The organism is Paenibacillus sp. FSL H3-0321 (assembly GCF_038002865.1).
Classification (GTDB): Bacteria; Bacillota; Bacilli; order Paenibacillales; family Paenibacillaceae; genus Paenibacillus_AQ.
On record NZ_JBBODH010000001.1, the window covers coordinates 5,296,566 to 5,321,757 of the forward strand.

A 25,192-nucleotide genomic window follows, 5' to 3' on the forward strand; every position below is an offset into this window, starting at 1 on the left:
AGAGGTGACGATGATGGAGTTGACAGCAGATTTGATTATGCCGGATCGGACGGCTTTGGTCATAGTAGATGTGCAGAATGATTACTGCCACCCGGACGGTGCGCTTGCCGCAGGCGGAAACGATGTGGCTGGTGTAAAGGCGATGATGCCGCGGCTGCATTCGCTGATTGATGCTGCCAGAGCGCACGGGGTTCCCGTTATTTTTATCCAGACCTTTCATGAAAAAGCGACCGACTCTCCTGTGTGGGCTTCGCGTTCCGGGCGGGGGTCGCTGGGAGTTTGCCGCAAGGGGAGCTGGGGGGCCGGATTTTATGAGGTGGCTCCGCTCCCTGAGGAGATTGTGGTCAACAAACACCGGTACAGCGCGTTTATTAATACCCGACTCGATTCCGTGCTGCGCTCGCTGCGGATCGAGACGCTTATCATGACAGGGGTAAGCACCAATGTATGCGTGGAATCGACGGCGCGGGACGGTTTTATGCTGGATTATCATATCGTGCTGGCGGAGGACGCCTGCGCCTCCTATTCCCGGGCGGCGCATGAGATGACGCTGGAGAACATGAAGGGCTATTTCGGGGTAGTCGCTTCAGCCGCGGAAGTCGAGGAGAACTGGAACATCTGGCATCAATCTGCGCTGCAAAACGCACTATGAGCTTCTCGGCTACGACTTCCAAGCGGGAGGTAAACCCATCGGCTGTTAAGATTGTCATCTGTCTCGGGGCGTTCCTGTCCAATCTTTCCGCCGGAATGTTTAATATCGCCCTGGTCGACATTTCGGCGGATCTGCGGATACCGGTAGCCTCTGCCCAATGGGTGGTCAGTATTTATCTGCTGGTCATCTCCGTCCTGTTGCCCGTGATGGGCCGGCTGGGAGATAGGCTTGGCCGGCGGAAGGTGCATAACTTCGGTCTGTTCGCTTTTGCGGCGGGCGCACTGGGCTGCGCACTCGCTCCGAATGCCGTAATGCTGCTGGGCTTCAGGGTGATTCAAGGCGTGGGCGCCTCCATGTACCAGGCAACAAATATGGCACTTATTGTCTCTGTATTTCCCGCAGAGCAGCGGGGCCGGGCACTTGGGCTGATGAGTACCTTTGTGGCCGCAGGCTCTATGGCCGGGCCGGGGCTGGGAGGTTTCCTGATCCAGTGGTTCTCCTGGGAGAGCAACTTCTGGCTGCTTGCTGCAGTGGCAGGGGGTGTAGGGCTGCTTGCTGAGCGGCTGATCCCGCAGGATACCGAAACGGCTGGAGGGCGGCTCGATCTTGGCGGAGCCGTATGGTTTGCGGCCTGCCTATCCTCGCTGATGATTGCCCTTGATCTTGGCGGCCGCTCTTCCTTCCAGTCTCTGCCGGTGCTGCTGCTGTTCGCAGCTTCAGCCGTTACAGCCGCAGGCTTTGCGGCACATGCGCGCTTCTCCCGCAAGGGGAACACAGATGAAGCCGCTGAAACGGCAGCCGCTGCAGAGCCGGCGGAAGCCTCGGCGACTACTCAATCCCGCAGGTCTGCTGATAGCGGCTTTGGACTATTCGCTGACCGGAACTTTGCCGCCGGAATTGTCATTACGGTCATCACATACATGGCGGCATTCGCCGCACAGCTGGCTTTGCCTTCGCTGCTGCGGCTGTCCGGTGCAGAGCCTGCGCTGGTCGGCTTGATCATGATCGGGTACCCTCTCGCGCTTGTGGTGACAGCTCCTATAAGCGGGGGCTTCGCGGACCGCAAAGGTCCGCTCGGCATCCTCACGGCCGGGCTGCTGCTCATGAGCGTGACGCTGCTGGCGCTTGGTTTCGCTGCCCCTGCGCTTGGAGCCGGAGCGATGATTCTGCCGGTGGTACTGCTCGGCTGTTCGATGGGAATGGTGACTTCGCCCAATACCAGCATCGTCATGGGGCTGGCGAAGAAATCCCAGCTTGGCCGGGTCAGCAGTGTGCTGGCGCTGTCACGCAATATCGGAATGATGTTCGGCACAGCAGCGGGCGGTCTGGTCATTGGCGGCGGCACTTCCGGATCGGGAGGAGGAATGTACATGGCTGTGTTTCTGGTCTGTGCAGCGGGAGTGGGTATTTCCTGTATCTGGCTGCTATATTCCCTTCGCCGCAGCAATAAGGACAAGGGAGTGGAGCAGCTGCCTTGGTCGCCGCGCTGAAACCTGCCGTGTCTCCAAATACAATTCCCGGCTTAGCCTATCCGCTCAGGATCAGCCGGTTATGCCTTAACCCATGAACCTTCGCCTTGGCAGGCGGAGGTTTTTGGCCTGGAATCAGCGCAGCCAAGCGCAGTTCTATTCCGCTCCGGATCATTCCATGCATTGCCAGGGAGTGGACTGTATGCTAGAATTAAATTACCAAGATTATGAAAAAGGTTCCTATAATCAAATGAAAAGGTGAAATGCTATGAGCGATAATGCGATCAAAATTGGTGTCTCCAACAAAGACGGTCAACTTGGTTTCTTGTCTGGAAGAGGCGGTCTCCGGGAGGGAGCAGGCAGGAAAGGTATCGGGTGCACCAAAAAGGTATCCCTGACATTGCCGGAGGAGCTGTGGAACAAGCTTGAAGCAGATTGTACAGCTACAGCATTATCCCGCTCGGAAATGATCCGGAATATCATTACTGCTTATTATTCATAATCATTCACTACAAGGGACAGGTGAGGGCAATGCTGGTCAATGTGACAAAGGAATCACTGCTTCATGCTCTGCAGCATGTCCTTAAGGCTGTTGTTGCGAATAGCCCAAATCCAATTCTGTCAGGAATACATATTCAGGCTTATGAGAAGGCTCTGGTGTTCACGGCAAGCAATACAAGTATGACCATCCAGTACAGGGTTCCCGAGGATAAGGACTCGATGAATGTGCAAAGAACCGGCGGAATTGTGGTGCCGGCCCGTTATTTAAGTGAGATCATCCGCAGGCTTCATGCCGGGTGGATAGCTTGTGAGAGCGAAGAACCTTTTATCCTAAGCATTACTTCAGGCGATTCGCATGTCCGGTTATGCGGTTTGGACCCTGCGGAATTCCCGCCCGTACACTCCCCTTTCACTGATGCTGAGCCTGCCTGCAAGTTTCACATCCAGAATGACGTATTGCGATCGGCGATAAGACAGGTGTGCGTGGCTGCCTCCACATCCGATTCCAGACCGGTACTGACGGGAGTTTCTTTTGAATTTACCGGGGGAAATCTCAGCCTGATGGCAACGGACGGAATCCGTTTTGCTTCCCGCACGCTGCATACCGGGTATAACATAAACAACGGAACGAATGTTATTGTGCCTGCTAAAAATATTAATGAAATCGTAAAGATGCTTAGCGACGACAAAGCCGCAACAGAAATTGCAGTGAGCCGACATCAAATCAGCTTCACGGCAAATGAGCTGCATGTACAGTCCGTCCTCATTGAGGGGGTCTTCCCCTCAGCCGTAAAAAATGTGATTCCACAATCCTGCAAATCCGAACTGCTCATTGGCCCCTATGGTTTCCTGCAAGCAGTTGAAAGGGTGTCCGTACTGGCAGGCGGAAACATCATTCGGCTTACAGCGGCTTCCGGCAAGCTGGTTTTATTATCCGGTACGGCGGACATAGGAGAGGTCCGGGACGAAATTAGCCTGGAAGCCATGGAGGGGGATGACTTCACCATCGCGCTGAACGGCAGGTTCTTGCTGGATATCCTGCGCTGCCTGGATAGCGGGTCCCTCAGAGTAAGATACACAGGGAAAGAAAGCCCGGTGGTCATCCTGACTACAGACCCGCTTTCGCCAGCGCTGTTCCTGATCACTCCTGTAAGGACCCATGATTGAGCCGCGTACATAAACTTCATATCGCTGGTACCTTGACCTTGAAGTATACTTCAGGGTTTATGCTTTATCCGCAATCATTGCTGTTCTTCATTATGGAGAGCACAGATAAAGTGGAGGTGCTGTATTGTGAGAGTATTGGAAGTCATTGTAATCGTTGTGGTTCTGGCAGCCGCAGCAGGAATTCTGTTTATGAAAAGAGACCGCCGGCTGAATATAGGGCTGCTGCTCAGTGTGATTTTGGTTATGACTCTGCATGGTGCGATAGATCATTACCGTATACAGATGGTGCCGGCTTACGCTGCGGCGTTGGGCCTCGGCATCGTGTTGCTCCTAAGACTGATTAAACCGGAGAATAGAGCCCGTTCAAAATCATTAGTCAAAAAGAGCCTGCAGTTCACCCTCATATTGATCCTCTCCGGCGCAGCAGTGTATTTAAGCCGGCTGCTTCCGGTGTTTACCATGCCTGAGCCGACTGGCAGCTATGCGATGGGCACTATTTCCCGGCAACTGACGGATGAATCCCGGGAGGAGACCTTAAGCGCTGCTCCTGGGGATAAGCGGGAGCTTATGGTGAATGTCTGGTATCCGGTGGACCCGGAAGAGGCTGAGGGGAAGGTGAAGGAGCATTATCCTTCCGAGCTCGGAGAAGCTATCAGTCTGGTATTTGGCCTGCCCAAGCAGCTGTTCAGTCATGTGACCGAAATCCCTACACATGTCGTCGATGGAGCGAAGCTGTCCGCAGCCGAGGCGAGCTATCCGGTTTTACTGTTCTCGCCGGGCATTCGTTCCACCCGGTTTCAGAGCATGACGGCCATCGAGGAACTGGTCAGCCACGGCTATATTGTAGTAGGGATGGATCATCCCTATACATCGGCCAAGGTCACATTCCCGGATGGACATTCGGTCTTCTATGAACCTGATCCCGAGTTTGATACCTCTGCAGAGCTTTATGAGTATAATTTCACAGGAGTAGGTATTCGCGCAGCCGATGCCAGCTTTGTACTCGACACGCTTACGGAATGGAATGCGCAGGATCCTAACGGTTTGTTTCAGGGCAGACTGGATCTGGACCGGGCCGGAATATTTGGTCATTCCTATGGTGGGGCAACAACTGCGGAGGCGCTGGCACAGGACAAGCGGTTCAAGGCAGGCGTAAGTCTGGAAGGCGGATTCTGGGGGGAGGTTGCCCATACCGGATTGCAGCAGCCGTTTATGTACATGATGTCCGGAGGTACCGCTCAAAGTCTCGATCCGTCAGTTACGAAGAAGGACAAGGTATTTTACGGGGAGTTTGCCCCCGATCTGAAATCCGTTATGACGAAAAGCGCGAGCGACACTTATTATCTGACGGTCGATCATTTTATTCATCAGAGCTTCACGGAGATCGCGCTGCTGTCGCCGTCGCTGTTCGCTAAAGATATCGATCCGGTGCAAAATATTGATATTACGAGATCTTATGTGAGAGCCTTCTTCGATCAATATTTAAACAACAAACCGCAATCTCTTCTGGACGGGCCATCAGCCGATTTCCCCGAAGTGAAGTTTGATCAAGAGTATACCCGCAAGAGAATGTAATCAGCAGATAAAACTGAGAAGGCAGGGGGGAGCAGTCATGGAGGGCATGACACGCGGAGAGCTGGCGAAATTATCCGGGGTAAGCATGGCAACCATTCGCTATTACGAGGATAGTGGCATCCTGCCTGTCCCCGGGCGGGTAGCAAATGGTTACCGGATTTATACGGAGGATTATCTGGTGAAGATCAAGTTCATCAGGGATGCCAAATCCCTGGGGTATTCGCTGAAAGAAATCCGTGAAGTGCTGGGCATGCTCGGTCAAAAGATGGATGCCGAGACGCTGAAGGAACGGGTCCGCAATAAAATACTGGAAATCGATGAAAGAATTGCTGCAATGCGCTCCATTCAAAGCATGCTTGCAGGCCTGCTTGAGACGCCTCAGGAGGATATCCACAATTATCTGCAGTCGTTCCGCATTCACGATAAGGAATAGTTATTTGGACAGCAGCTCGTCAATCGTCACCGGGAACAATGCTTTCACAATCTCAAGTACGGCTTTGGCATAGTCCTGTATTTCCTTCTGGGCGTCATGCTCCAGCCGCTGATTCAGGAAATGCGCTACGGATTGCAGCGAAGCTGTCCAGTACCAGCGGACATAGAGTCCATAGGCAGGCAGAAACAGCCTTGCCTGTTCCGCACAGATTCCGTCTGCCAGCGCAGCCTCATATTTCTGAATCCCCAAATCCACATAGTTCATGAGCTCCCGGGTATATTTCTCTCCAAGCTCCCAGGCTACGATATCGCCGCTGCCTTGTTTGGAGTTCGCGGGTGCGCTTCGCCATTGCCCGGCGGCAGGGGTATAAAAAGCGGGTTCTTCCGTAATATACCTGCGGCTTGATTCATTCCAGGCCTCCAGGCTGTCACCGGTTCCTTCATAATGGGCCGAGCCGATGACGTATTTCCACCACTGTCTGGCGACCATAAGCGGAGCGTAGATTTCATATTGGATCACGGCATGGCGGAAGGGGGAAGTATGTCCTTCTCTGGCCAGAAATTGAATGAGCCGCAGATCTTTTTCTGTGAGTGCATCCGACTGTTTGGCATAGGATACCCGCGCCGCATTAACAACGGTGAGATCGGAACCCATATGATTCACCAGCCGGACATAACCTTTATCGAGAACATCAATATTCAAGAGCAATTACCTCCAATTTTTTTCTCTTATTCTTATTCCTCTGTGCAGGTGGCATTTCCTGCAAACAAGGCACCCATAGGGTGTCTTTTATGTTGCGTTCGTCCGTTACCACTTAATCTGAAATCACTAAAGATACATTCTCCATTGATTTGAAGTCCAAGTTGCTGGTATGGTGAGAATGAGTATGTAAATATTTGGAGTGTGAGGATACTCTTCATAGCGCATGAATCAGGGAGTGGTTCTGGAGGATGTACAAAATAGTGTTTTTTGATGTGGATGGCACGCTCTTAAGTGAAGTTGACGGATGTATGCCGTCCAGCACGAAAGAAGCGCTTGGAACGCTGGCTGCGAAAGGAATAAAGGTCGTGGTCGCTACAGGAAGGCCGTACAGTCTGTGCGAAGAGTTCAGAGGGCTTGGTGTGGATACCATTATTTCCGCGAACGGAGCACTTGTCCAAAGCAATGGGGAAGTGATTCATAAGTCGCTGCTGAAGAGTGAGACGGTCCGCGAGCTCTCGGTATTTGCTGGAAATAATGGACATGGCTTATCTTATTTCACCGATTTGCTCACGATGAACGGCCTCGGGTTCGAAGATGACCGGATGAAGAGGGCGCTCCAGGAGACTTTAAGTCTTACGGAATATCCTGAAACTATGGGTTCGTTGTCCGAAGAAATATATTGCATGTGCCTATATGCGGATGAACATGAAGCCCAAAAATACATAGAGCAGTTCCCGAGGCTCCGGTTTGTCCGGTTCCACGGTTATGTGATGAATGTGCTGGAAGAAACAGAGGTCTCCAAATCAACGGCGATCCGCAAGGTGTTGGAGCACTTCGGGTTATCTCCTGCCGAGGCTGTCGCCTTTGGAGACGGGGGAAACGATATCGATATGCTGGAATATGTAGGCTTAGGAATTGCCATGGGCAATGGAGGAGAGCAGCTCAAGCAGAAAGCAGACTTCGTCACTAAAAAGGCGAGTGAAGGAGGGATTGCTTACGCTCTGCAAAAGTATGGTGTCATTTAAATAGGGTTCATTTAGGGGAGAGATGATGGTGCGGATTAGACCAATGGCAGTAGCTTTCTTATTTAATGATAAACAGGAGGTGCTGCTTCTGCAAAAGCGGTCTGGCAGATAGCACCTTAATTGAAAGTGAAGAAGGCCGGCTCTTGTGGGTGGATCGCAGTGCAATTGCCGATCAGCATGTAACCGCCTCAACGCAAGAAGTGATGCGGCATTACCTGGAGACAGGGATTCATAACAACCATGTTTATATAGGCTCGTTGCACTCCTTCCATGGAGAACCTGCGATGGGCTGGAATGTGCTGGAGGACTGGGAGGGAAATAATTTATGAACGATATCGTTTCGATTCTAGGTGTTCCATTTTCCAAGCTGACGCTTGAGGAAACTACGCTTCGGTTAGCCGAGCAAGTTCAGAATAGACAGGACAGGCTCTTTCATCTAATAACGGCCAATCCGGAGATTACGTTAGCCAGTCAAACCGATGAGCTGCTTCAGGAAATCATCAGTTCGGCGGACTTAATCGTGCCTGACGGGATCGGCATCGTACTGGCTGCCAGAAGAAAAGGCCAGCCGATCCCCGAAAGGGTAACAGGCTATGACCTGCTGCTCAGGATGCTGGAGAAGGGCAATGAGCTGGGCTGGAGCTTTTATTTCCTGGGAACCGATGAAATCACCAGCAGACAGGCCGTAGAGAAGATTAACACCTCCTATCCGCAGGTGAAGATTGCCGGCAGGCATCATGGATTTTTTAATGCAGCAGAGGAGCAGGGGATACTAGCAGACATTCAGCGCAGCAAGCCGGATGTTCTCATTCTTGCCATGGGCGCACCGTATTCGGATAAATGGCTGTATAAGCATAAGCAGGAGCTGACTGGCGTTAAGCTTGTTTTTGGAGTTGGCGGCAGCCTGGATGTACTCTCGGGAAAAGTGAAGCCGGCACCGGTGATCTGGAAGAAGCTTAACCTGGAATGGGCGCACCGGCTGTTGTTCGCTCCCGTTGCCAAAGGACAGAAATCCCGCTGGCGCAGGCAGTCGGCGTTGCCCAAATTTGTGTACCGGACAATGCTCAGAAAGTAACGGGGATTCGTAACGATAACAGATTGTGAGGGCGGAAGGAAGATGGATGAGACGGAATTTAATAAGATCCTGCAACTGATTTCAATGATTTCGTCGGGAGCGGAAGGTTATGTTAGGGCTGCTTTTGCAGATGGGGCTGTGTCGGTTATTTACTATGGGGAATCAGGTCCCAATCAAGGTGTCTTCTGTCTGGCGGAGGGAGCAGATTGCGTCATTGCCTATGCAGTGTTCAGGCAGTGCGGCCAGCCCGATGTATTATTGGAGGGGATGGAGAGCAAGATTAACCCCTATTTACAGGCAAACGAAGAGAGGGAGATCTGCTTTAATGTATACGGAAGAAATACGGAGATCGTTCAGTTCGTGAGAGGGCTGGGGTTTTCACCAGACATCGAAGGTTATCAGCTGAGGTATGCCGGGAACCATCCGGTTGAAGCGGAGCCCGCTGCTTTATTGCAGGAACGGGGATTTACGCCGGAGATGCTGGAGTCCTTCATTGCCTTGTTTGATGGGGCGTATGAGCAGTTGAATAGAGATAACGGTTGGGACACGGACCAGTACCGGCGGGAGCCGGAATCCTTTTTGGCGACTCTTGCCGCTTACGAAGCGGAGTCCCGGGTCCGTTCGTTTTGGATACGAGACTCTTTAGTGGGTGCTTATATTACGGAAGGGGAATATATCCGCGATATTGTTGTAGCGCCGGAGTACCAGAACCGCGGGTATGGCGGAATTATTCTGAATCACTGCATCAACCGTATGAGAGAGCAGGGTGACGGGAATATTTTTTTGCGGGTGGCCGGAAGCAATGCCGGAGCCAAGAGACTCTATGAGCGAAATCACTTCGTTGAAACCGCCTGTTTTGCCGAGCATACCTACCGCCGCTAGAAAGAGCTTTTGTTCAAATATAAGAATTTATATGTTTCACGCTATAAATTATCCTTCTATTTCTCGCTGAAACGGATACCGTCCTTTGAGGACGGCGAAGCCGTTTCCACTTGATGATTATCGCTATTGTATTCGTTGCAAAGGAAGATGACCTATGAGTATAGATGATATTAAATTGACCGAACTGATAAAAGATACAATATACTGCTTCATTTCCCCGGATATTCAAGTACTGGGTATTGACAATATTCCTGTAGGCGCGGGATCACAGGCAGTTGGATTGTCACGGCATAAAATAAATTGGAAAATGACAGCTGAAAATGCAATCGATGCAACCGATCCTACCGGAACCACAACAACTATATCTCTTGAGGTACCGGGCATTTACCTGTATTCCAAGCAAGCCACCTTTATTGAGCGGTCGGCACTGTCCAGATTATATTCACAGGCAGCGAATGTGCCGTACAGCTTGTCGAACTATCCGCTGAATGAGGGCCGCAGTTTGCTGGTTATTCAGGACGTGGACGTTGATACGGATTACGCCAAGCTGGATATTGCACCAATTCAGGACAGAGAAATGTTGGCGCTGGCCTATATTCATCGGGCCAATATGGGATGCAGGGAAGATTTGCCGTGGCTGCCTATGGTTGATGAGGCCTATATTGCAGAAATGATCAATGAGCAATGGAGATATTCGTGGAATATCGCTAAGGACAATCCGGCATTTGAGAGGACGTTTGGACAGGATGTCATCTCCGGAATAGAGGAAGCCGCCGATGGCATCGATGAGGAGATGTCTGCTGTGATCAATGATGCAAGTACTCATACGATGATCCACAATGATCTTAATCCCGGCAACGTATTGGTGCATAACAATGAGAACGTGTATTTTATTGACTGGGAGGAAGCCCGCTACGGCTCACTGTTCATGGACATTCCGATGCGGTGCGGCAGCTTGCAGCAGGCCAGCGCATACCGGACCTATCTGGGCAATTTCGGCTGTGATATTCCAGAGCCGCGTTATGCAGAGCTGTTCTCCATAGCTTCCCGATACCTGGGACTTCGTTTTATGTGCTGGAATCTTGGGGTGTGGGAGCATAATGAACAGGCAAAAGCGGATTTGCTAAAATACATGAAGATGGTGACCCAGCCTTTATTCAGTTCGTAAGCAGCAGGCGGTGAATCTTCCTTAACCGTTCTGGGTAAGTATTAGTTATATAGATTGAACTTAAAAAATTGAGATAAAGGAAAGGAGCAACGGAGGGGGATTTTGGAACTGTAGGAGCGATAGCGTCCGCCTGAAAGCTTTCCGAAGGAAAGCTAGCATCGAAAGCATAAGCAATCTTCGGATTTCTACCGCTAAATAGCGGTTTAAATCAAGAAATTTGAGGACAACAGCGGCTGGAAGTCCAAATATTCACCGTAGTTGCGACTGATCTTGTACTCTAAAACTTAAGTTCAATCTGTATATAGGTTCAATTTATATAGAGGGAAATTAGGAGGGATACGTTTGGGTAATCCGCTGAAAGAACTTAAGAAAAGTATCGACGGCTTGAAGCAGTCGCTGGACGGTGTCAAACATTCGGTGGACGGCTTAAAGGAGCCGGTGGATCAGATCAAGGCCAATATTCAGGAGACTAAGGATGAGGCGAAAATGCGGTCAGATCGTGTGAAATCCGAGGTGCAGCGGATGAAGGCATCCGTAGAGGAGAGCAAAGAGGTGCTCGGTGAGGTTAAGGAAACGATTACGTCGGCCGCCGATGTTCTTTACACGCAGAAGCGTTATAAACGTTTGCTGATCCGGAAAAGAAAAGTAGGAAGCGGGAGCGCAGCACGCCGTAAGAAGGCTGCAGCTGTTTGGCGATCATAGAATTTTTTGGACAATCCCCGAAAAAGAAGACGTAAGAGACAAACGGCAATCCTCCGTTACTTTCTTACGTCTTTTTAATAGAAGTATTATTGGCAGCTTAAGGGAGGACTAAACTCATGCTTTCCAAGGAGTCTGCCACGAACACGGGCAAGTATTGCATTCCTGTATCGGTCTCTACATATTCGAAACTGTTCAAGAACTGACCGCTCACCAGGGCTAGCCCCGTAACCGATCCGGTATTTCCCTGAAGGACAATAAGGCGTCCATCGGAGCTTGCAACGGATCTGCCCGAAGAATCAATATAGATATCGCAGTGCAGGGTAACCTTCTCAAAGGGATGAAGCTCCAGCTCGATGGCGGAAATCTGTGGATATTCCTGTTCCTGATGAATCTCGGAGAACTGGTAGACGCCCTCTGTTAATCGGTATACCGCGGTCAGGCCGTCTCCACCATTTTCTACAATTGCATTTTCAACGAAAATAGCATGATCATCATCCGGCTGCAGCGTATAGCTGTTTCCGGCAAACGAGAAGAGCTGGGAGATTCCCTCCGGCTTAATCTGATAAGCGGTAAAAGAGGTGCGCCCATCCTCACGGCTGCTCTCGGCGACGACCACAGGCACTTCGGAGAGGGCAGATAGCTTATCATCAAAAGCAAGATTGCGGAGATTCTCGAAGCCCGCAATGACTTCGCCGGTCCTTGTCGAGACAATCCCGTCCTCGCTCATATCCGCGAAGTAGAGGACTCCGCTGCTGTCTGTTCCGGCCACAGCTACCTTGGCTCCGTATCTTCCAGTGACGGAGACGACATGGGCGTATTTGCCCTGCTCCTCACCGCCCGGCAGCAGGCGGACAGGCTCCGCAGCATTCCAGGCGATCCTGGCGGCGGCAATGTCTTCTGTAGTGTCCTGAAGTCCGGTGAGGTCGCTGTACAGCTGGACCGCTTCAGCATATTGGCCGCCGCGGACCAAACGTGCGGCGCTCTTCATCAGCTTCGCTAAGCTGCTGTCTATTAACGTAAGCACCTTGGATGAATCAAGGCTGGCAGAAGCAGCAAATTTGCGGTAGCTTACGGCATGCCCGGTAAAGGCGGCATAGGAATCACTGTCCAGATCGCCGCCGAGCATCTTCTTTGCACTGGCCTCAGCTTGCTCCTGTACCCATGAGGCATTATAAGTGTGGCTCTTGTAGGCATCCATCATGGACAAGGCGGAATCTAGCAGAGCATCGAAGCTTCCGGCCGCCGCCAGCTCCTTGAGCTTAACCGTATCATGAGCTTGGAAGGACCCGGCCAGCAGCTTCTCCTTGGCTGGGCTCCCTCCATAAAAGGTATCGGGAATCCGCAGCAGATTCCACTTGAAGCTGTCCCCGCTGTCTTCATTGCCGCTGCCGCTTTGACTGGTCCCCAGTTCGGTAAGAAACTGGCTCTTGAACTGCTGGAACCCGGCTGAGAACTGGCCGGAAAGGCCTGAATCCGCCGACAACTGGCGATAATAGGATTCATAAGACCCTCCCGGCTGCATATACTCAGTTTTCAGGCTAAGCAAAGCAGCATAACTCTCCATGAACCCGGTAAAATCCTTTGTATCCAGCTGCTGGGACACTTTTAATACCAGTGTCTTTAGTCCGCTACGGATTGCTGTTATGGGGGCCAGCTCCTTGAGCTTCGCTGCAACCTCTTCTTCCTTATAGAGGATAGAAGGATTCGCGGCTGCCAGGCGGTACTGGTTCTCTGCGGAAATCAGATCGCCGGCGGCATACAGCCGGTCGCCTTCATGCACCGCCTGAATCTTGTCTTCGATTCTAAATGCCTTCTGTCCAAGCAGAATAAGGATGAATGTACACAAAATGATCAATATATTCCGCAGGGATATGGCTTGTTTAAACGTCATATTATAGTAGCCCCTTTCTCACGGAGCCGGTACCGTCCTGACTTTGGACGGTGCAGCCGCTTCTTCTTGTTTAAAGCACTATTAAATATTGCAGTACTTTACTCAAGATTCAGGGTCCCAACGATATTTGGCTTCACGGACTTCCGCCACCTTAAGATCCAGGCCGTTCCAGGCTTCATAGGGGCTGGCAGAGATCAGCCTGGATAAGCGCAGGAAACGGTCCTTGGGCAGATCCTGTATGTATCTTCCGATCATTCCGGAGTAGAGCAGCGCGTAACGCTTCAGGCGTACAGCCGCTCCGGCGACACCGACCAGGATGGCCGCACCTTTATCCATTTCAAGAATCTGAGCTTCATAATTCTTCACATAGCGCAGCGTACGGTCTTTGATAAGGTCAGGGCGGACCTTGGCGATTTCGCCGATATATTCTGCGAGCAGTGGCTCGAAATCCTTCAGCAACAGCTGTTCAAGCTCCAGGTACATATCTTTACGCAGCTGGAAACCGTGCAGAAGGGCAATACGCTGGCGGGCAATCCGGTCGCCGCGCAGCAGGATGGAAATTTCGCGCAGCTTCTCGTAGGCCAGCACATCATTCTCGCGCAGTACGGATACAGCCTCCTGACGGTTGATTTCCAGGCCCTCCTTGATGTTAATGATATTTCGTCCCAGCAGTTCATTGAGGGCATAAAGATTCTGGTTCTGCCTTACCTTCCGCTGCGTATAGAATAGAAGTCCGGCTAGAACGACTCCTCCGGCAGCGCACAGCACCATCTGCTGCAAGCTCTCGCCGAAATAGACCGAGACCAGGGTGAGCAGCAGGATGAGCAGCAGGCGGGTGTGCATTTTGCGTCCTGCGATGGAGGTGGCCTGCTTCTCCACCGGAGTCAGGGCGGCACGTCCGCATTTGCCGCAGCGCTCTTCGCCTAGTGCGGTATAACGGCCGCAATGGCGGCAGACGCGCAGGTTATCATGCGCATAACGCGGAGCCTTGAAAGGCCGGAAAGTTACGGGTTTCTTCTTATTCACGGGCAGGATCGCCTCCATTCAGTGCGGCGAGCAGCCTCTCGTCAATGTCGTCACGGGTAAGCGGCTTGCGCTGGCGTGAAGCATACAAGGAGATCTGAATTACGGCATATAGAAACGTAATCCCGAGAATGACGTATGAAATCATGGAACTCTTCCTTTCTTCTTGGAAGTACAGCGGTCTGGAGGGGCTGATAGAATGACGATTCTATGCACCCGGTTGCCGGTCCTGCGGTCCTAAAGTTGAAGTTTACAAGGTTTAATTATATCATAATGGCATACTATTTACAGATTTTAGCTATACCGTTACCCTGCCGCATAACCCGAATATAACACAAGAGGAGCCATCTTTATGCTTCGTACACATTTACACCTAAGAAGAACAAGTCCAACGATGCTGCAGCGTGTTGTACCTTTACTGCTGCTGATTCTGTTCATGGCCGCTGCGCCCTTTGCGACATTGCAGGCCAGCGCTGCAACATCTGCCGCGCCATCTCATATTGACGCCGTACTGCTGATTGATGTCAGCAACTCCATGAATAAGAGTGACAAGAACAAGATCGCGAACGAAGCGATGAAAATGTTTATAGATATGCTGTCTGCCCAAGGCGACAAGGTCGGTATCGTAGCCTACACCGATAAGGTGCAGCGGGAGAAGGCGCTGCTGCAAATCAGCTCTGCCAGTGATAAGCAGGACCTCAAGGATTTCATCGACGGTTTAAGCCGCGGGGCGTATACGGATATCGCCGTAGGGATGGAAGAGGCCGTCAAGGTGCTGGAGAATGGCAGTGACCCGGGTCATGAGCCAATGATCGTCATGCTGGCTGACGGCAACAATGATTTGGATGAATCAAGCGGCCGGACCCAGAGCCAGTCGGATCAGGAACTGGATGCTGCCATAGAAACAGCCAAGCAGAAAGGATACCCGGTTTATACTATAGGGCTCAATGCTGATGGCAAGCTGAATAAAGAAATTCTGGCAGGCCTGTCTGACAAGACAGGCGGCAAGGCATTCACAACGGATTCGGCCGATGATCTGCCGCAGATCCTAAGTGAAATTTTTGCCAGCCATTTGAAGCTGAAGGTCGTGCCTGTACAGTCGATTACGGCGAACGGAAGCTATCAGGAGGTTACGGTCAATGTTCCTAACAGCAGTGTGCTGGAAGCGAATATATCCATTATGTCCTCCCAGCCGGTTACCGCGAAGCTGACGGATCCTTCGGGAAAATCTATAGCTATCCCGTCGGACGATGTCCTGCTGTCCAAATCGAGCAGCTATAGCCTGATCAAGCTGATCTCGCCGGAGCAGGGGGACTGGAAGCTCCAGGTGAAGGGTGTGCCGAAGGATAAGATCGATATCAATCTCGTATTCAACTATGATCTGGAGCTTAAGATCGATGCGCTGCCTTCCGCCGCAACTTACAAGAAGGGCGATAAAGTTGAGATTTCCTCGCACCTGTTCAGCAATGGTGCTCAGGTAACGCTCAGTAATTTGTATCAAGATATGAAGGCGGTACTGCTCGCCACGGATCTGGATACAGGCGATGTGCAGGAGATTCCGCTGGATAACTCCGCAGCGGTCTTCAAAGGCACCTTTGAACTCAAGGACAGCCATGAGTATGAGCTGAAGGTCCGGGCGGAGGAGAGCAGCTTCTACCGTGAGAGTGACGTGCTCAAGATCAACGCCAAGACGGGGACGGTTGCTACAAGCCCACCGGCAGCGGGAACAAAGCCGGGTGGTGAAGAACCTGCTCTGGAGAAGTCTTCCTCAAAGACGCCATATTTTATCATTGGGGGCATCGTGCTGCTGCTCGCTGCGGCTGTTGCGTTCTGGCTGTTGCGCAAGAATTCGACCCGAGGTTTTGTAGGGCAGATGGTGGTGGAGGTACTCGACGGGAATACCGGAGAGAAGACCTATCCACAGTACAAGAAGCTTTCGGCGTTCCGGGGGAAATTCACCCTTCACCAATTGCTGCAGCTGGCACCGGAGCTGAAGGAGAGCGAGAAGCTCGTCTTCACACCGGGCAAGAATGACCGCCTGCTGCTGCGCGGCGGGGAAGGTATATCCGTGGAAAGATCGGGCCGTGTGGCCGATACCTCGCGCGGACTAGAATTGAAGAGCGGCGACCGTATTTCCGTGGCGCTGCAGACGGTAGATAAGACGATTTTGCTGGAGTATTTAATATAAGGCTGAGAAGTTAGTGGTATGGGGAGTTCCTGTAACTGGAATTTTTCAAATTGACTAGGGGGAAAACCTATGAAACCGGTAGTGAGAGAGCATATTCAGCAATTGGATGTATCGCTTGGCGGAGGGATCGTCAGCGACAAAATTAGAGTAGACACGATCGATAATCCGATCCTGATCATCGGCCTCGGCGGCACGGGCATTGATGCCCTGCTGCGCTTGAAATACCAGATCAACCGCCGCTTCAAGCTGCCGGAAGATCCGCTCTCCAAGAAGAAACGCGACAAGCCGGACAATGTGGAATTTTTGGCATTTGAGACCAATGAGCAGGACCGCGGTAAAAAATACAAAGGCATCGGCCTCGATCCGCAGAATGAATTTGTGCTGCTGGCCAATGCCGAGATCGGCGGACTGCTGCAGAACCGCAGTATTCTCGACCCGTATATTACAGAATGGCTGTCACCGGAGCTGAGCATTACCGACGGAATGAACGGTGCCGCAGGGGTGCGCCAGGCTGGACGGCTGCTGCTGTTTACGAAGATCAACCAGGTTGTGGGCGCCATCGACAAGAAGATCAAGACGCTGTCCGTCGGCACGAGCAAGAAGCTGATGGTATTCCTGCTCACCGGTCTGTCCGGGGGAACAGGAAGCGGCTCGTTCCTTGATATTGCTTATATCGTGCGCGGGATTATAGAACGCGACTACGGCGCGGCCGGTGTTGACCGGGTGAACACACTGGGATATCTGTTCACGCCGGACGTGAACCTGGCAAACAAGAGCCTCAGCGAGCATACGCGCGAATATATCCGCAAGAACGGGTATGCGGCGCTCAAAGAGCTGGATTACTGGATGAATGTGGACAGCCGGGGTGAACGGTTCCGCCAGCAATACGGCAATATACTGACGGTCAATTCGCCGCTGCCTCCTTTCAATCTGTGCCATCTGATCTCGGCGACCAATACCGAAGGCAAGCTGCTGGAGAACGCCTACGATTATTGCATGAATGTAACCGCGGAGAATATCACGAACTTTATGGCCAGCGAGGAAAAGCAGTCGGGTGAGGAATTTGCGATCCACGACTATATCAGTAACATCCGCACGAACATTGCGCAGATGAACAAGACCTATCCGGCCAACTATGAATACAACATTATCGGGGCCTCTTCCGCGGTTCTGCCGATAGAGGAAATGACCACCTATCTGGCTTTCCGCCTGTTCGACAAGATGGACAAGATGTTCCAGCAGGCACCGGGGCAGGAGGATGTGGAGAAGCTGGCCCGCAAGCTGGGCATCGACCTCGACACCATGATCAAAACCTTTGAATCCCGCGTGCCGGAGCCGCTGCCCGGCTACCAGAACAGTGAACGTCTGGGCCATGCCAATGTGATCAAGAACCAGGTGGTCGACATGGATACGGAGCTGGAGCAGAACTTCCTGTCCCGGGCGCGTGAAGAATATATCAAGGCCAAGAAGCAGCTGCCGGGCGAAATCACCGGACGTTTCGGTGAGGAGCTGGAGCGTATCTTCCTTCATCCTGAGCAGGGACCGTTTTATGTCTCTCGCCTGCTTTATACCGAGAAGGGCTTTTGTATTCTGAAGCTGATCCAGTCCTATATCGAAGCGCTGCGCGAGAGCCTGCTGAGACTTCCGCGCGATATCGAGACGGCGCAGGAGAGTGCGGAAGAGAAGCTGGGCGATGCGCGGAGCGCTTTTGTCTCCAAGGAAAAGAAGAAAAACGCCTATATCGAAGCCAAAATCAACGAGTACTGGCTGCATGCTGATGTGGAGCGCACGGAGCAGATGATCGAATTCTACGAGGACCTGTTTGAGCTTCTGAATGAAGAAAACAACCGGATTTATGGTGTGTTTACGGAGATTCTCAGTGCGCTCAGCACGATCTTTGAGAAGAACGGCGATATTTTGATTAACGGTGAAGAGCAGGCCGACCATAAAGGCAACAAAACCTACTACTGGAATATCGTTAATGTGCCGGATATTTCGGCGACGATCTCGAAGGTAATGGACCAGAAGGACGGCGATGACCTGATCCGTGACTTCACGCGGGAAATGCTGAAGCATTCCGGCCGCTGGGTCAAAGAACAGGAGATCGACATTGTGCGTTCTATCTCCGAATTCCTGAGCGATAAGTTCGGCGATCTCATTACCCGTTCGATGGAGGATTTCCTGGTCATGAAATACGGCCGCGAGGAGCCGCTGGATAAGTTCGTGGAGCGGATTATCGCCGGACGCCTGGATGAGGACGCCGTGCCGATTTTCCATCTCAGCAACAGCTCCGGCAGCCTGCACTTCCCGTCGTGGGGATTCGTATCTGTGCCGGTTAAGGCGCCGGGCATCCTGAAGGGAATCCGCAATTATCAGAATAATGCGCTGGGTAAATCACAGTTTACGATCAAGGAAAGCCAGGTGAAGAACCGGATTTTCTGGCTGAATACGCGCAATGGGGTACCGCTGTTTGTGTATACGCCGCTGCGGGTGTTCGAGGAGAACTATGAGCGGACCATCCTCGACAAGGAAGGCATCGGCCGCCATCTGGTGATGACTGACAAGAACAACTGGACCTACCTGCCGTCTCCGATTCCGGAAAAATCATGGGGCGATACCTATGTCAACGCCCGTGTGCGTGATTACAACGCCAGAGTTCGTGCGGATTTCGCGAAAGCACTGGAGAGCGGAGTTATTATCGAAAAAGGGCTGGATGAAAATACGAGCAGCCGGTTTTCGGTCGTGTTCACCAAGCCGTTCGACTTGGCTAAATTCCTGAGCGGCTATGATCTGCAGCTTGACTCCTCGCGTCCGAATCTCGGTGAAGTGAAGAAGGCAACCGACGAGCTGAAGGCGTTGCGCCAGAATGGGCTGGAGCGCGAAGGGATCAAGGATATTTTTGGCAGCATTAATAAGGAACTGGCCCAGGAGAATCTGATCCGTTCCCCGCAGCTGATTACCCGTGTGCGTGAAGAGCTGGCGAAGTACGACGCGCTGACCGCGAAGGCGGCTGAGCTTGAGGCACTGCTGCATCAATATATCGACGAAGACAAATGGCTGGATCAGTTCATCGAAGCCCTGTACACCGACACGATCACCAAAAAAGGCGCGCTTTACGTCTATGACCGTGACGAGGACGAAGATGCCTGGGAACCCTTCGCCAACTTAATGAAGGAACGCAGCTATGTGGAGTATGCGGTATACCGCCATTTCCGCTCGCTGGATGAGAAGAGCCGCAGTCTGCTGCTGCGCAAGGCGGCCCGCCGCGCCGGTGAAATGACCGCTGCGGAGGATGTCACTCCGCTGCTCTACAAGCTGGAAGGCATGTACGTCTCCTTCCTGGAGGCGCGTGACAGTCTGGAATATGAGCGGGTGGAGCATGCGGACGGCGATGAAATGTACAGCTTCTACAAGAGCCTGACCGGCAAGCTTGGCAGCATCCGCAGAAAGCTGAAGTAAGCCTATGATTAAAGCACAAGCATTAAGTTATGCCCAGCAATATGCGGCGCAGGAAGAAGCGCAGCGCAGCAAAGGAGATGGACGCAGCAGCATCCATTACCCGGCCTTGTTTCTGTTCCTGGGCGACAAGGTATCACCGGCCATCGGACCGGTGCTGGACAGCTGCGAACGGAAATGGGATAATGCCGGCGGCGTGATGGCACTGCATGCAGCGCCTGCAGGCGGCAAGGAACAGGGCCGCAGTCAGATGCAGGGTGGTGAAGGCGAAAGGGAGCGGGTGATGAGCATGGCCCTGCCGGAAACGGCGGGACGTGATCCCCGCACGGTCCGCCATGATATCTACCGCGAACTTCACGAAGACAGCCGTTATTTGGCTGGGATGAACCGGACCCTCCGGCAGCTCGGCAACAGCATAGCGGATTATGGGCGGCTGTATTCTTCCTTTGACGTCATCCATTTGTCCATCATTACGCGGGTCGATGACCCGCTTAATGTGCTGCTGCCGGAAGTTGCCCTGCTGGCCCGCGCAGTGCTCGGGCAGTCGTTCAAGTCGGTGCAGACCGACCTTTACGCCCTGATCAACGAGCGGGAGCAGGGGGAGAATTTCGGGTATTCCAGTTCGGTAGGGCTGGCTTTTCTGCGTGAGCTGGACGGGATGCAGCTTACGGACTATACGTTCAAAGCGCCGCTGCTTGTAACTGAAGAAGGGCTGTCGATTCCGGTCGCCCATGGCCCCTCGGCCTTGTTCGATCTCGTCTATCTGCTCTCGGACAAGAACGAGCGGGGGATGATGTCCCCGCATGGCATGGATGATAATTATGAGATTATCGCCCATATCAGCCTGCTGAAGAACCGGGTGCGGCCCTCCACCGACCACGCCACCGGACATGGCGGCTATAACAATATGACCTTTAAGAGCGGCATCAGGGGCAGTACGGGAAGGCAGGGGTATGCGTCCGCCGGCTTTTCCGCCGTTCGCAGACCCAATAGGCAGATTGCGCTGACGGTGCTGTACCACGCTTTCCGCTATTTTGCGGAAGAACTGCGCGGAGGCAGCGCTGCATGGAGTCTGCGTGAGCGGCAGTCGCTGCTTGGGTTAAACCCGGAGGCCTTGCGTGAACGTGCGGCGGCACTGCTGCCGGATGAAGCCGGAATTGCGGAAATGACCGGGCTGATGAGCCACGGCCGTCCGTCCTTCAGCGAACTGAAGCAGCTGTCGCTGCGCGAAGCGGAGGATCTGCTCTTCGGTGACGGCGGGCAGGCTTATTTCCGCCGCAACTTTGCGGAGGTATCCGCCGGGCGCACAGCAGCCGTAAATCCTGCCCGTGAATGGGCCGCTGTTCTGGCGGCCCAGGAGACGGCTGTTCCGCCAGTGACGTTCTATCAGCTGGCGGAATGGACCGCCGGACAGGGCGAAGCCGGCGGCAGTGTGCTGCATGCGCTGCGCCAGCATATGAACGGCCTGCGCTCAGCGTTATCCTCCGCACAGGAGGAGCTGGAGCGGCTCTACGCGGAAAGCGTGGAGCGCCAACCGTTCCAGCGGGTGCCGCTGCTGGATAAACGGACGGTGCGCAATTTCATTCATTATTTATTTGAACGGGTCTATGGAGGAAAGTACGAGATTCTGCGTCTTGAGAGCGAGCTTGCGCTCTGCCTCCGATATGATGCCGCACTGGAGCAGCTGCACCTGGAGAGCAGGGCTAAGGTGCAGACGATGGAGGCGCTGGAGGAAGAGCTGCACAGCCTTGCGCTGAATAGCATCGGCCGCAGCAACGAGACGGTGGACCGGAACATTATGGAGTATTACCGTACCGTCACGGAAGAGGTCATGAAGGACATGGAAGCGCGCCGTGGTGCCGGCATCTTCTTCAGCGAGCGTTTTATGGGCAGCCTCTCGGAATTGCTCAAGCAAGGCGGAGCGGCAGTCGCGGAACGGCTGATTGAGATCTGCCGGAGGGAACTGCTGGCGGCAGAGCCGTTCGCGCTGCCTTTCGAGGAAGAGCTGCTGCGGCGGGCCAACGTCGCGGCGGCTTATGAGAACCGCGAGATTGTGTCCAAGGAGGAGCTGTTCAAGCGCTTGTACCGGAGCCTGGAAGAGGAGGCGAACATCAATGTCCGCCTGTTCGAATATACACAGGAGCACCGGCATGAGGAGAAATATTTCTTCGGCGACAGTGCATCCGAGTTCCTGCGCTACGCCTTCGGTGCAGACGAGACTACCCGCATCTACCGGCTCGGCTTCGTGCATGAGCAGCGCCGGAGCGGAGTCGAGAAGCTGAACCTGATGGGCGGTTTCCATCTGGAGGATCTGCTCTATTACCGCAATGGAAAGGTCTACTATGAGACCTACGCCACAAGCGGCTACCGGCTCCACGGCGTTGAAGCTGAGCAGCTCCCGGAGTTGCGCTAAGGCACAGGCACAGAATGGATGGCTGTGTGTGCTTCTCTTCTCGGATGAGCGAGCGTTTCTATTGTAAAAAGTGCAGCAGAATCGGCTCGGTTGACTCAAGTAAGGCGTTCTGTTGCACTTTTTACAGCAGATTTTGGTGAAATCGGGGTTTGAGGCGGTTTCTACTGTATTCTACTGCAGAAAGTGCAATAGAATTGGATTTCCAGCGTTTTGGCGGTAATTCTATTGCACATAGTGCAGCAGAATCGCTTGTGTCATCCCTTTACTGAATCAATCCAAGAAGAGAACGTTAGGAATATGCTCCAGAGTATACTTTTTTTAAAAAGATAAGAATTTATATGCTTCACGCTATAAACTATCCTTCTATTTCTCGCTGAAACGGATACCGTCCTTTTGAGGACGGCGAAGCCGTTTCCACTTGCTAATACTGTAATTTCATAGCCAGGCTCATTGAGTATCATTACAATAAACAAAGGGAGTTCCTTCGCCGCCGTTTTTCCATGGATTAGAATGCCAACAGCATGACCGGCTGGCTGCTCCGGTAATTATAAATATCAAATTTTAGTTGTTCCCGGAAAGGATGAATAACGATGCAGCGAAAAATCAATCTGCTCCTGTTCTTCTTCAGCCTGCTGGGCGGTGGAGTGGCCTTTGTTCTCGGTGAGCTGCTGCTTAGCCGCAGGCCCTATGACCTGCCGTCGATTGTGCTTGTCGGAATCTATTTTGCCATTGTGGCACTTGGGGTTGGGCTTGGCTGTCTGATTGCGGAGATGATCTCTCCAAGGCTGAACGGCTTGTCCTGGAAGCAGCGTTATCTGGGCTTGTCCTGGAAGCTGCTCCCGCTGACGCTCGTTCTGATGCTTGGAGTAGGCGTGTTAACAGAGTTTGTGTACGAGCTGAACTTCGGCGGAATCAAGCCGATCAAAAATGTCGTAATGGTCATTGATGACTCCGGCAGTATGATGCAGAGTGATCCTGACAACAGCCGCTATGCGGCTGCGGATGCGCTGGTGCGGCAGATGGACGAAGATAATCAGGTGGCTGTAGTAACTTTCAGCGACGAGTCTTCGGTTGTTCAGCCGTTGATTTCACTCTCCAGTCCGGCGAACCGCGAGAAAGTATCGGCTGTAATCAGCAGTTTGCAGACGACGGAGGGCGGGACGAATATCAGCGGTGCACTTACAGAAGCTATGAACGTTATTAACAGTGACGACAAAGCCGGCCGCGGAGCAATGGTAATCCTGCTGTCCGACGGATTCAGTCAGTTCAACACCGCTACGGAACTCAACGAGTACGTGGAGCGCGGCATCGCGGTTAATACTATTGGACTGGCGCTGGACGATACATCCGGCTCCAATTTGCTGCTAGACATCGCTTCCGTCACCGGCGGGCAATACTATGATGTTACAGATGCGAACCGGCTGGGTGATGTGTTCCAGCAAATTTATGACCGCTTGGGAGACCGGACCTTGCTCACTGAGCGCAGTGATGCGACCGCCGACAGCCCGTATTATGCAGTAGTTCGTATTTTGGCGCTTATGCTGATCGGTATAACTCTGGGTGTTGGCCTTGGTATTGTGTTCGATAACCGCCACCTCGCAAAAAGCTTCGGAGTAGGCGGCGCAGTGTCCGGTCTATTCGCCGGTCTGATCCTTGAATTCGGCCTCAGCGGGCATTCTTACTGGGATGCAATCATCCGTCTGATCGCCCTGCTTGTTCTGGCTGCGATTCTCTCCTTGTTCACCTTTGTTGTGCCGGTTGGGGAGGGACGATTATCCCGCAGAGGTGAAAGAAATGCTGCAGCCTCAGCACCGTCATCGGAGGGCTTCCACTCACCGCGCAGAAACAGGGGCAGCAAGGGATTCTAAAAGTATGGACAGCAGATAGTGAACATGCAAAACGATAGGGATAGTGAAAGGAGTTTACAGTCATGAGGTACGCCGAGGCTCATTCCTCCACGCCGGTTATTGCGGATGTGGTCTCCCGGGTGGAGGACCGGTTCTGTACGCTGCGATGGCGCTGGCCGGATGGCGTGCAGGCGGTCTGTATTCACAAGGCGTCTACAGAAGCGCCGGATAGCGGAGAGCTTCCGCCCTCCGGCATGAAGCTGTATACGCGCGAGGAGTACAAAGCGAATAATGGATACCGCGACAGGCTGGATGATATCGGCCAGGTGGTTTATACCATATTTGTCCGGCTCACCGAGAACGGAGAGACCCTGCTGGTGCGCCAGCCGGATGGCGAGAACCGTGCCTTGGTCAGTGCAGGCAAGGCGCGGATTTATTATTCCATCCAGCAGAAAAAAGCACTGTTCGGCAAGCTGAAGACAGTACATATGACGATTTCCGCCGAAGTGCCGGTGCCGAAGGATGTACTGTGCTACGTCAAGAAACGGGGCGGGCATCCGGCTTCTAAAGAGGACGGCATCCTTTTTCCGTTTGTGCAGGATTTCCCCGCCGGGAGAAGCGTCCTTCCGCCGATTGAAATCGGCAAGGAGGATTTTGTACGCATCTTTTTCACGGATGGCCGTAAGTACGGATTGTATTATGAGCTGGTGCCGGAGTAATCCGGTGTTGAGCTTGTAATTATGAGTCCGCAGCTTGCTTGGATCGTAAGTATCTTGAGGTGTAAGCTTCGTACGTCTGTGGTGCGCGCGTTTGCGGGAATGTAAGTAAGTCTGAATGGCCTGCTTTTTGGAGTCTGAAGTGGCTGGAATTGCATTTCGTGCAACTAAAACGATCGATTTCTTCTACTAAGCAGGTTTAATTGTATTTTGTACATCTATATTTCGGGAAAGCCGATAAAGTATGCCATTTGCTCTTCTATAATTGCACAAAGTGCAGGTAAAAGTGGAGCGGTGGGTCTGAGCG

The 25,192-nt window shown here is 52.7% G+C and carries 21 protein-coding genes; 17 read left to right on the plus strand and 4 right to left on the minus strand.

All coding sequences use genetic code 11. The features are described from left to right. Window positions 1–13: 13 nt before the first annotated feature. From MHI45_RS23735 to MHI45_RS23760, 6 genes are all read left to right on the plus strand, one after another. Entirely contained in the window at window positions 14–652 is a 639-nt protein-coding gene (locus MHI45_RS23735) for a cysteine hydrolase family protein (RefSeq protein ID WP_076110341.1), read from the plus strand. Further along, window positions 649–2,142: an MFS transporter gene (locus tag MHI45_RS23740; RefSeq protein ID WP_076110340.1), complete on the plus strand. Its 1,494-nt coding sequence runs from the start codon at window positions 649–651 to the stop codon at window positions 2,140–2,142. The genes MHI45_RS23735 and MHI45_RS23740 overlap by 4 nt, the downstream gene beginning before the upstream one ends. Before the next feature lie 247 nt (window positions 2,143–2,389). Then, complete coding sequence (locus MHI45_RS23745; RefSeq protein ID WP_038586333.1) at window positions 2,390–2,623, plus strand: ribbon-helix-helix domain-containing protein; 234 nt, start codon at window positions 2,390–2,392, stop codon at window positions 2,621–2,623. 29 nt (window positions 2,624–2,652) lie between these two features. Then, window positions 2,653–3,789, plus strand: coding sequence for a DNA polymerase III subunit beta (dnaN, locus tag MHI45_RS23750; RefSeq protein WP_076110339.1), 1,137 nt, complete (start codon window positions 2,653–2,655; stop codon window positions 3,787–3,789). 126 nt (window positions 3,790–3,915) lie between these two features. Then, on the plus strand, window positions 3,916–5,364 hold the full coding sequence (locus tag MHI45_RS23755; protein ID WP_076110338.1) for an alpha/beta hydrolase family protein: 1,449 nt from the start codon (window positions 3,916–3,918) through the stop codon (window positions 5,362–5,364). Between the two features lie 37 nt (window positions 5,365–5,401). Continuing rightward, complete coding sequence (locus MHI45_RS23760) at window positions 5,402–5,797, plus strand: MerR family transcriptional regulator (RefSeq protein WP_076110337.1); 396 nt, start codon at window positions 5,402–5,404, stop codon at window positions 5,795–5,797. On the opposite strand, the gene thyX is transcribed toward MHI45_RS23760, so the two are convergent. Then, window positions 5,798–6,505: an FAD-dependent thymidylate synthase gene (thyX, locus tag MHI45_RS23765; protein ID WP_038586341.1), complete on the minus strand. Its 708-nt coding sequence runs from the start codon at window positions 6,503–6,505 to the stop codon at window positions 5,798–5,800. It abuts the gene before it with no gap. Window positions 6,506–6,747: 242 nt separating this feature from the next. On the opposite strand from thyX, the gene MHI45_RS23770 reads away from it, so the two are divergent. The 6 genes from MHI45_RS23770 (at window position 6,748) to MHI45_RS23795 (ending at window position 11,351) form a co-directional block, all read left to right on the plus strand. Then, a complete protein-coding gene (locus tag MHI45_RS23770) occupies window positions 6,748–7,524 on the plus strand; it encodes a Cof-type HAD-IIB family hydrolase (RefSeq protein WP_038586345.1) in 777 nt (258 codons plus the stop codon). Window positions 7,525–7,667: 143 nt separating this feature from the next. Next, on the plus strand, window positions 7,668–7,853 hold the full coding sequence (locus MHI45_RS23775; RefSeq protein ID WP_076110336.1) for a hypothetical protein: 186 nt from the start codon (window positions 7,668–7,670) through the stop codon (window positions 7,851–7,853). Then, on the plus strand, window positions 7,850–8,599 hold the full coding sequence (locus tag MHI45_RS23780) for a WecB/TagA/CpsF family glycosyltransferase (RefSeq protein WP_076110335.1): 750 nt from the start codon (window positions 7,850–7,852) through the stop codon (window positions 8,597–8,599). The genes MHI45_RS23775 and MHI45_RS23780 overlap by 4 nt, the downstream gene beginning before the upstream one ends. Window positions 8,600–8,641: 42 nt before the next feature. Further along, the gene (locus MHI45_RS23785) at window positions 8,642–9,481 is read left to right on the plus strand and encodes a GNAT family N-acetyltransferase (protein WP_076110334.1); all 840 of its coding nucleotides are present in this window, start codon (window positions 8,642–8,644) and stop codon (window positions 9,479–9,481) included. A gap of 154 nt (window positions 9,482–9,635) precedes the next feature. Then, on the plus strand, window positions 9,636–10,649 hold the full coding sequence (locus MHI45_RS23790) for a phosphotransferase family protein (RefSeq protein ID WP_076110333.1): 1,014 nt from the start codon (window positions 9,636–9,638) through the stop codon (window positions 10,647–10,649). A gap of 342 nt (window positions 10,650–10,991) precedes the next feature. Next, window positions 10,992–11,351 carry a DUF948 domain-containing protein gene (locus MHI45_RS23795; protein WP_076110332.1) on the plus strand — a complete coding sequence of 120 codons (360 nt, stop codon included), beginning with the start codon at window positions 10,992–10,994 and terminating at the stop codon, window positions 11,349–11,351. 97 nt (window positions 11,352–11,448) lie between these two features. Here MHI45_RS23795 and MHI45_RS23800 read toward each other — a convergent pair whose 3' ends face one another. From MHI45_RS23800 to MHI45_RS23810, 3 genes are all read right to left on the minus strand, one after another. After that, window positions 11,449–13,242: a hypothetical protein gene (locus tag MHI45_RS23800; protein ID WP_076110331.1), complete on the minus strand. Its 1,794-nt coding sequence runs from the start codon at window positions 13,240–13,242 to the stop codon at window positions 11,449–11,451. 102 nt (window positions 13,243–13,344) lie between these two features. Continuing rightward, window positions 13,345–14,268 carry a hypothetical protein gene (locus tag MHI45_RS23805; RefSeq protein WP_052091822.1) on the minus strand — a complete coding sequence of 308 codons (924 nt, stop codon included), beginning with the start codon at window positions 14,266–14,268 and terminating at the stop codon, window positions 13,345–13,347. Further along, window positions 14,261–14,413 carry a hypothetical protein gene (locus MHI45_RS23810; protein WP_156130813.1) on the minus strand — a complete coding sequence of 51 codons (153 nt, stop codon included), beginning with the start codon at window positions 14,411–14,413 and terminating at the stop codon, window positions 14,261–14,263. The genes MHI45_RS23805 and MHI45_RS23810 overlap by 8 nt, the downstream gene beginning before the upstream one ends. 246 nt (window positions 14,414–14,659) lie before the next feature. Between MHI45_RS23810 and MHI45_RS23815 the strand changes: the two genes are divergently transcribed. From MHI45_RS23815 to MHI45_RS23835, 5 genes are all read left to right on the plus strand, one after another. Continuing rightward, entirely contained in the window at window positions 14,660–16,453 is a 1,794-nt protein-coding gene (locus tag MHI45_RS23815; RefSeq protein ID WP_038586364.1) for a vWA domain-containing protein, read from the plus strand. A 69-nt stretch (window positions 16,454–16,522) separates the two neighbouring features. Continuing rightward, the gene (locus MHI45_RS23820; protein ID WP_076110328.1) at window positions 16,523–19,912 is read left to right on the plus strand and encodes a tubulin-like doman-containing protein; all 3,390 of its coding nucleotides are present in this window, start codon (window positions 16,523–16,525) and stop codon (window positions 19,910–19,912) included. Between the two features lie 4 nt (window positions 19,913–19,916). Next, window positions 19,917–22,322 carry a transcription initiation factor TFIID gene (locus tag MHI45_RS23825; RefSeq protein WP_341119502.1) on the plus strand — a complete coding sequence of 802 codons (2,406 nt, stop codon included), beginning with the start codon at window positions 19,917–19,919 and terminating at the stop codon, window positions 22,320–22,322. 590 nt (window positions 22,323–22,912) lie between these two features. Beyond that, window positions 22,913–24,190: a VWA domain-containing protein gene (locus MHI45_RS23830; RefSeq protein ID WP_341119504.1), complete on the plus strand. Its 1,278-nt coding sequence runs from the start codon at window positions 22,913–22,915 to the stop codon at window positions 24,188–24,190. Between the two features lie 62 nt (window positions 24,191–24,252). After that, on the plus strand, window positions 24,253–24,888 hold the full coding sequence (locus tag MHI45_RS23835) for a hypothetical protein (protein WP_038586373.1): 636 nt from the start codon (window positions 24,253–24,255) through the stop codon (window positions 24,886–24,888). The last annotated feature ends 304 nt before the right edge of the window (window positions 24,889–25,192 follow it).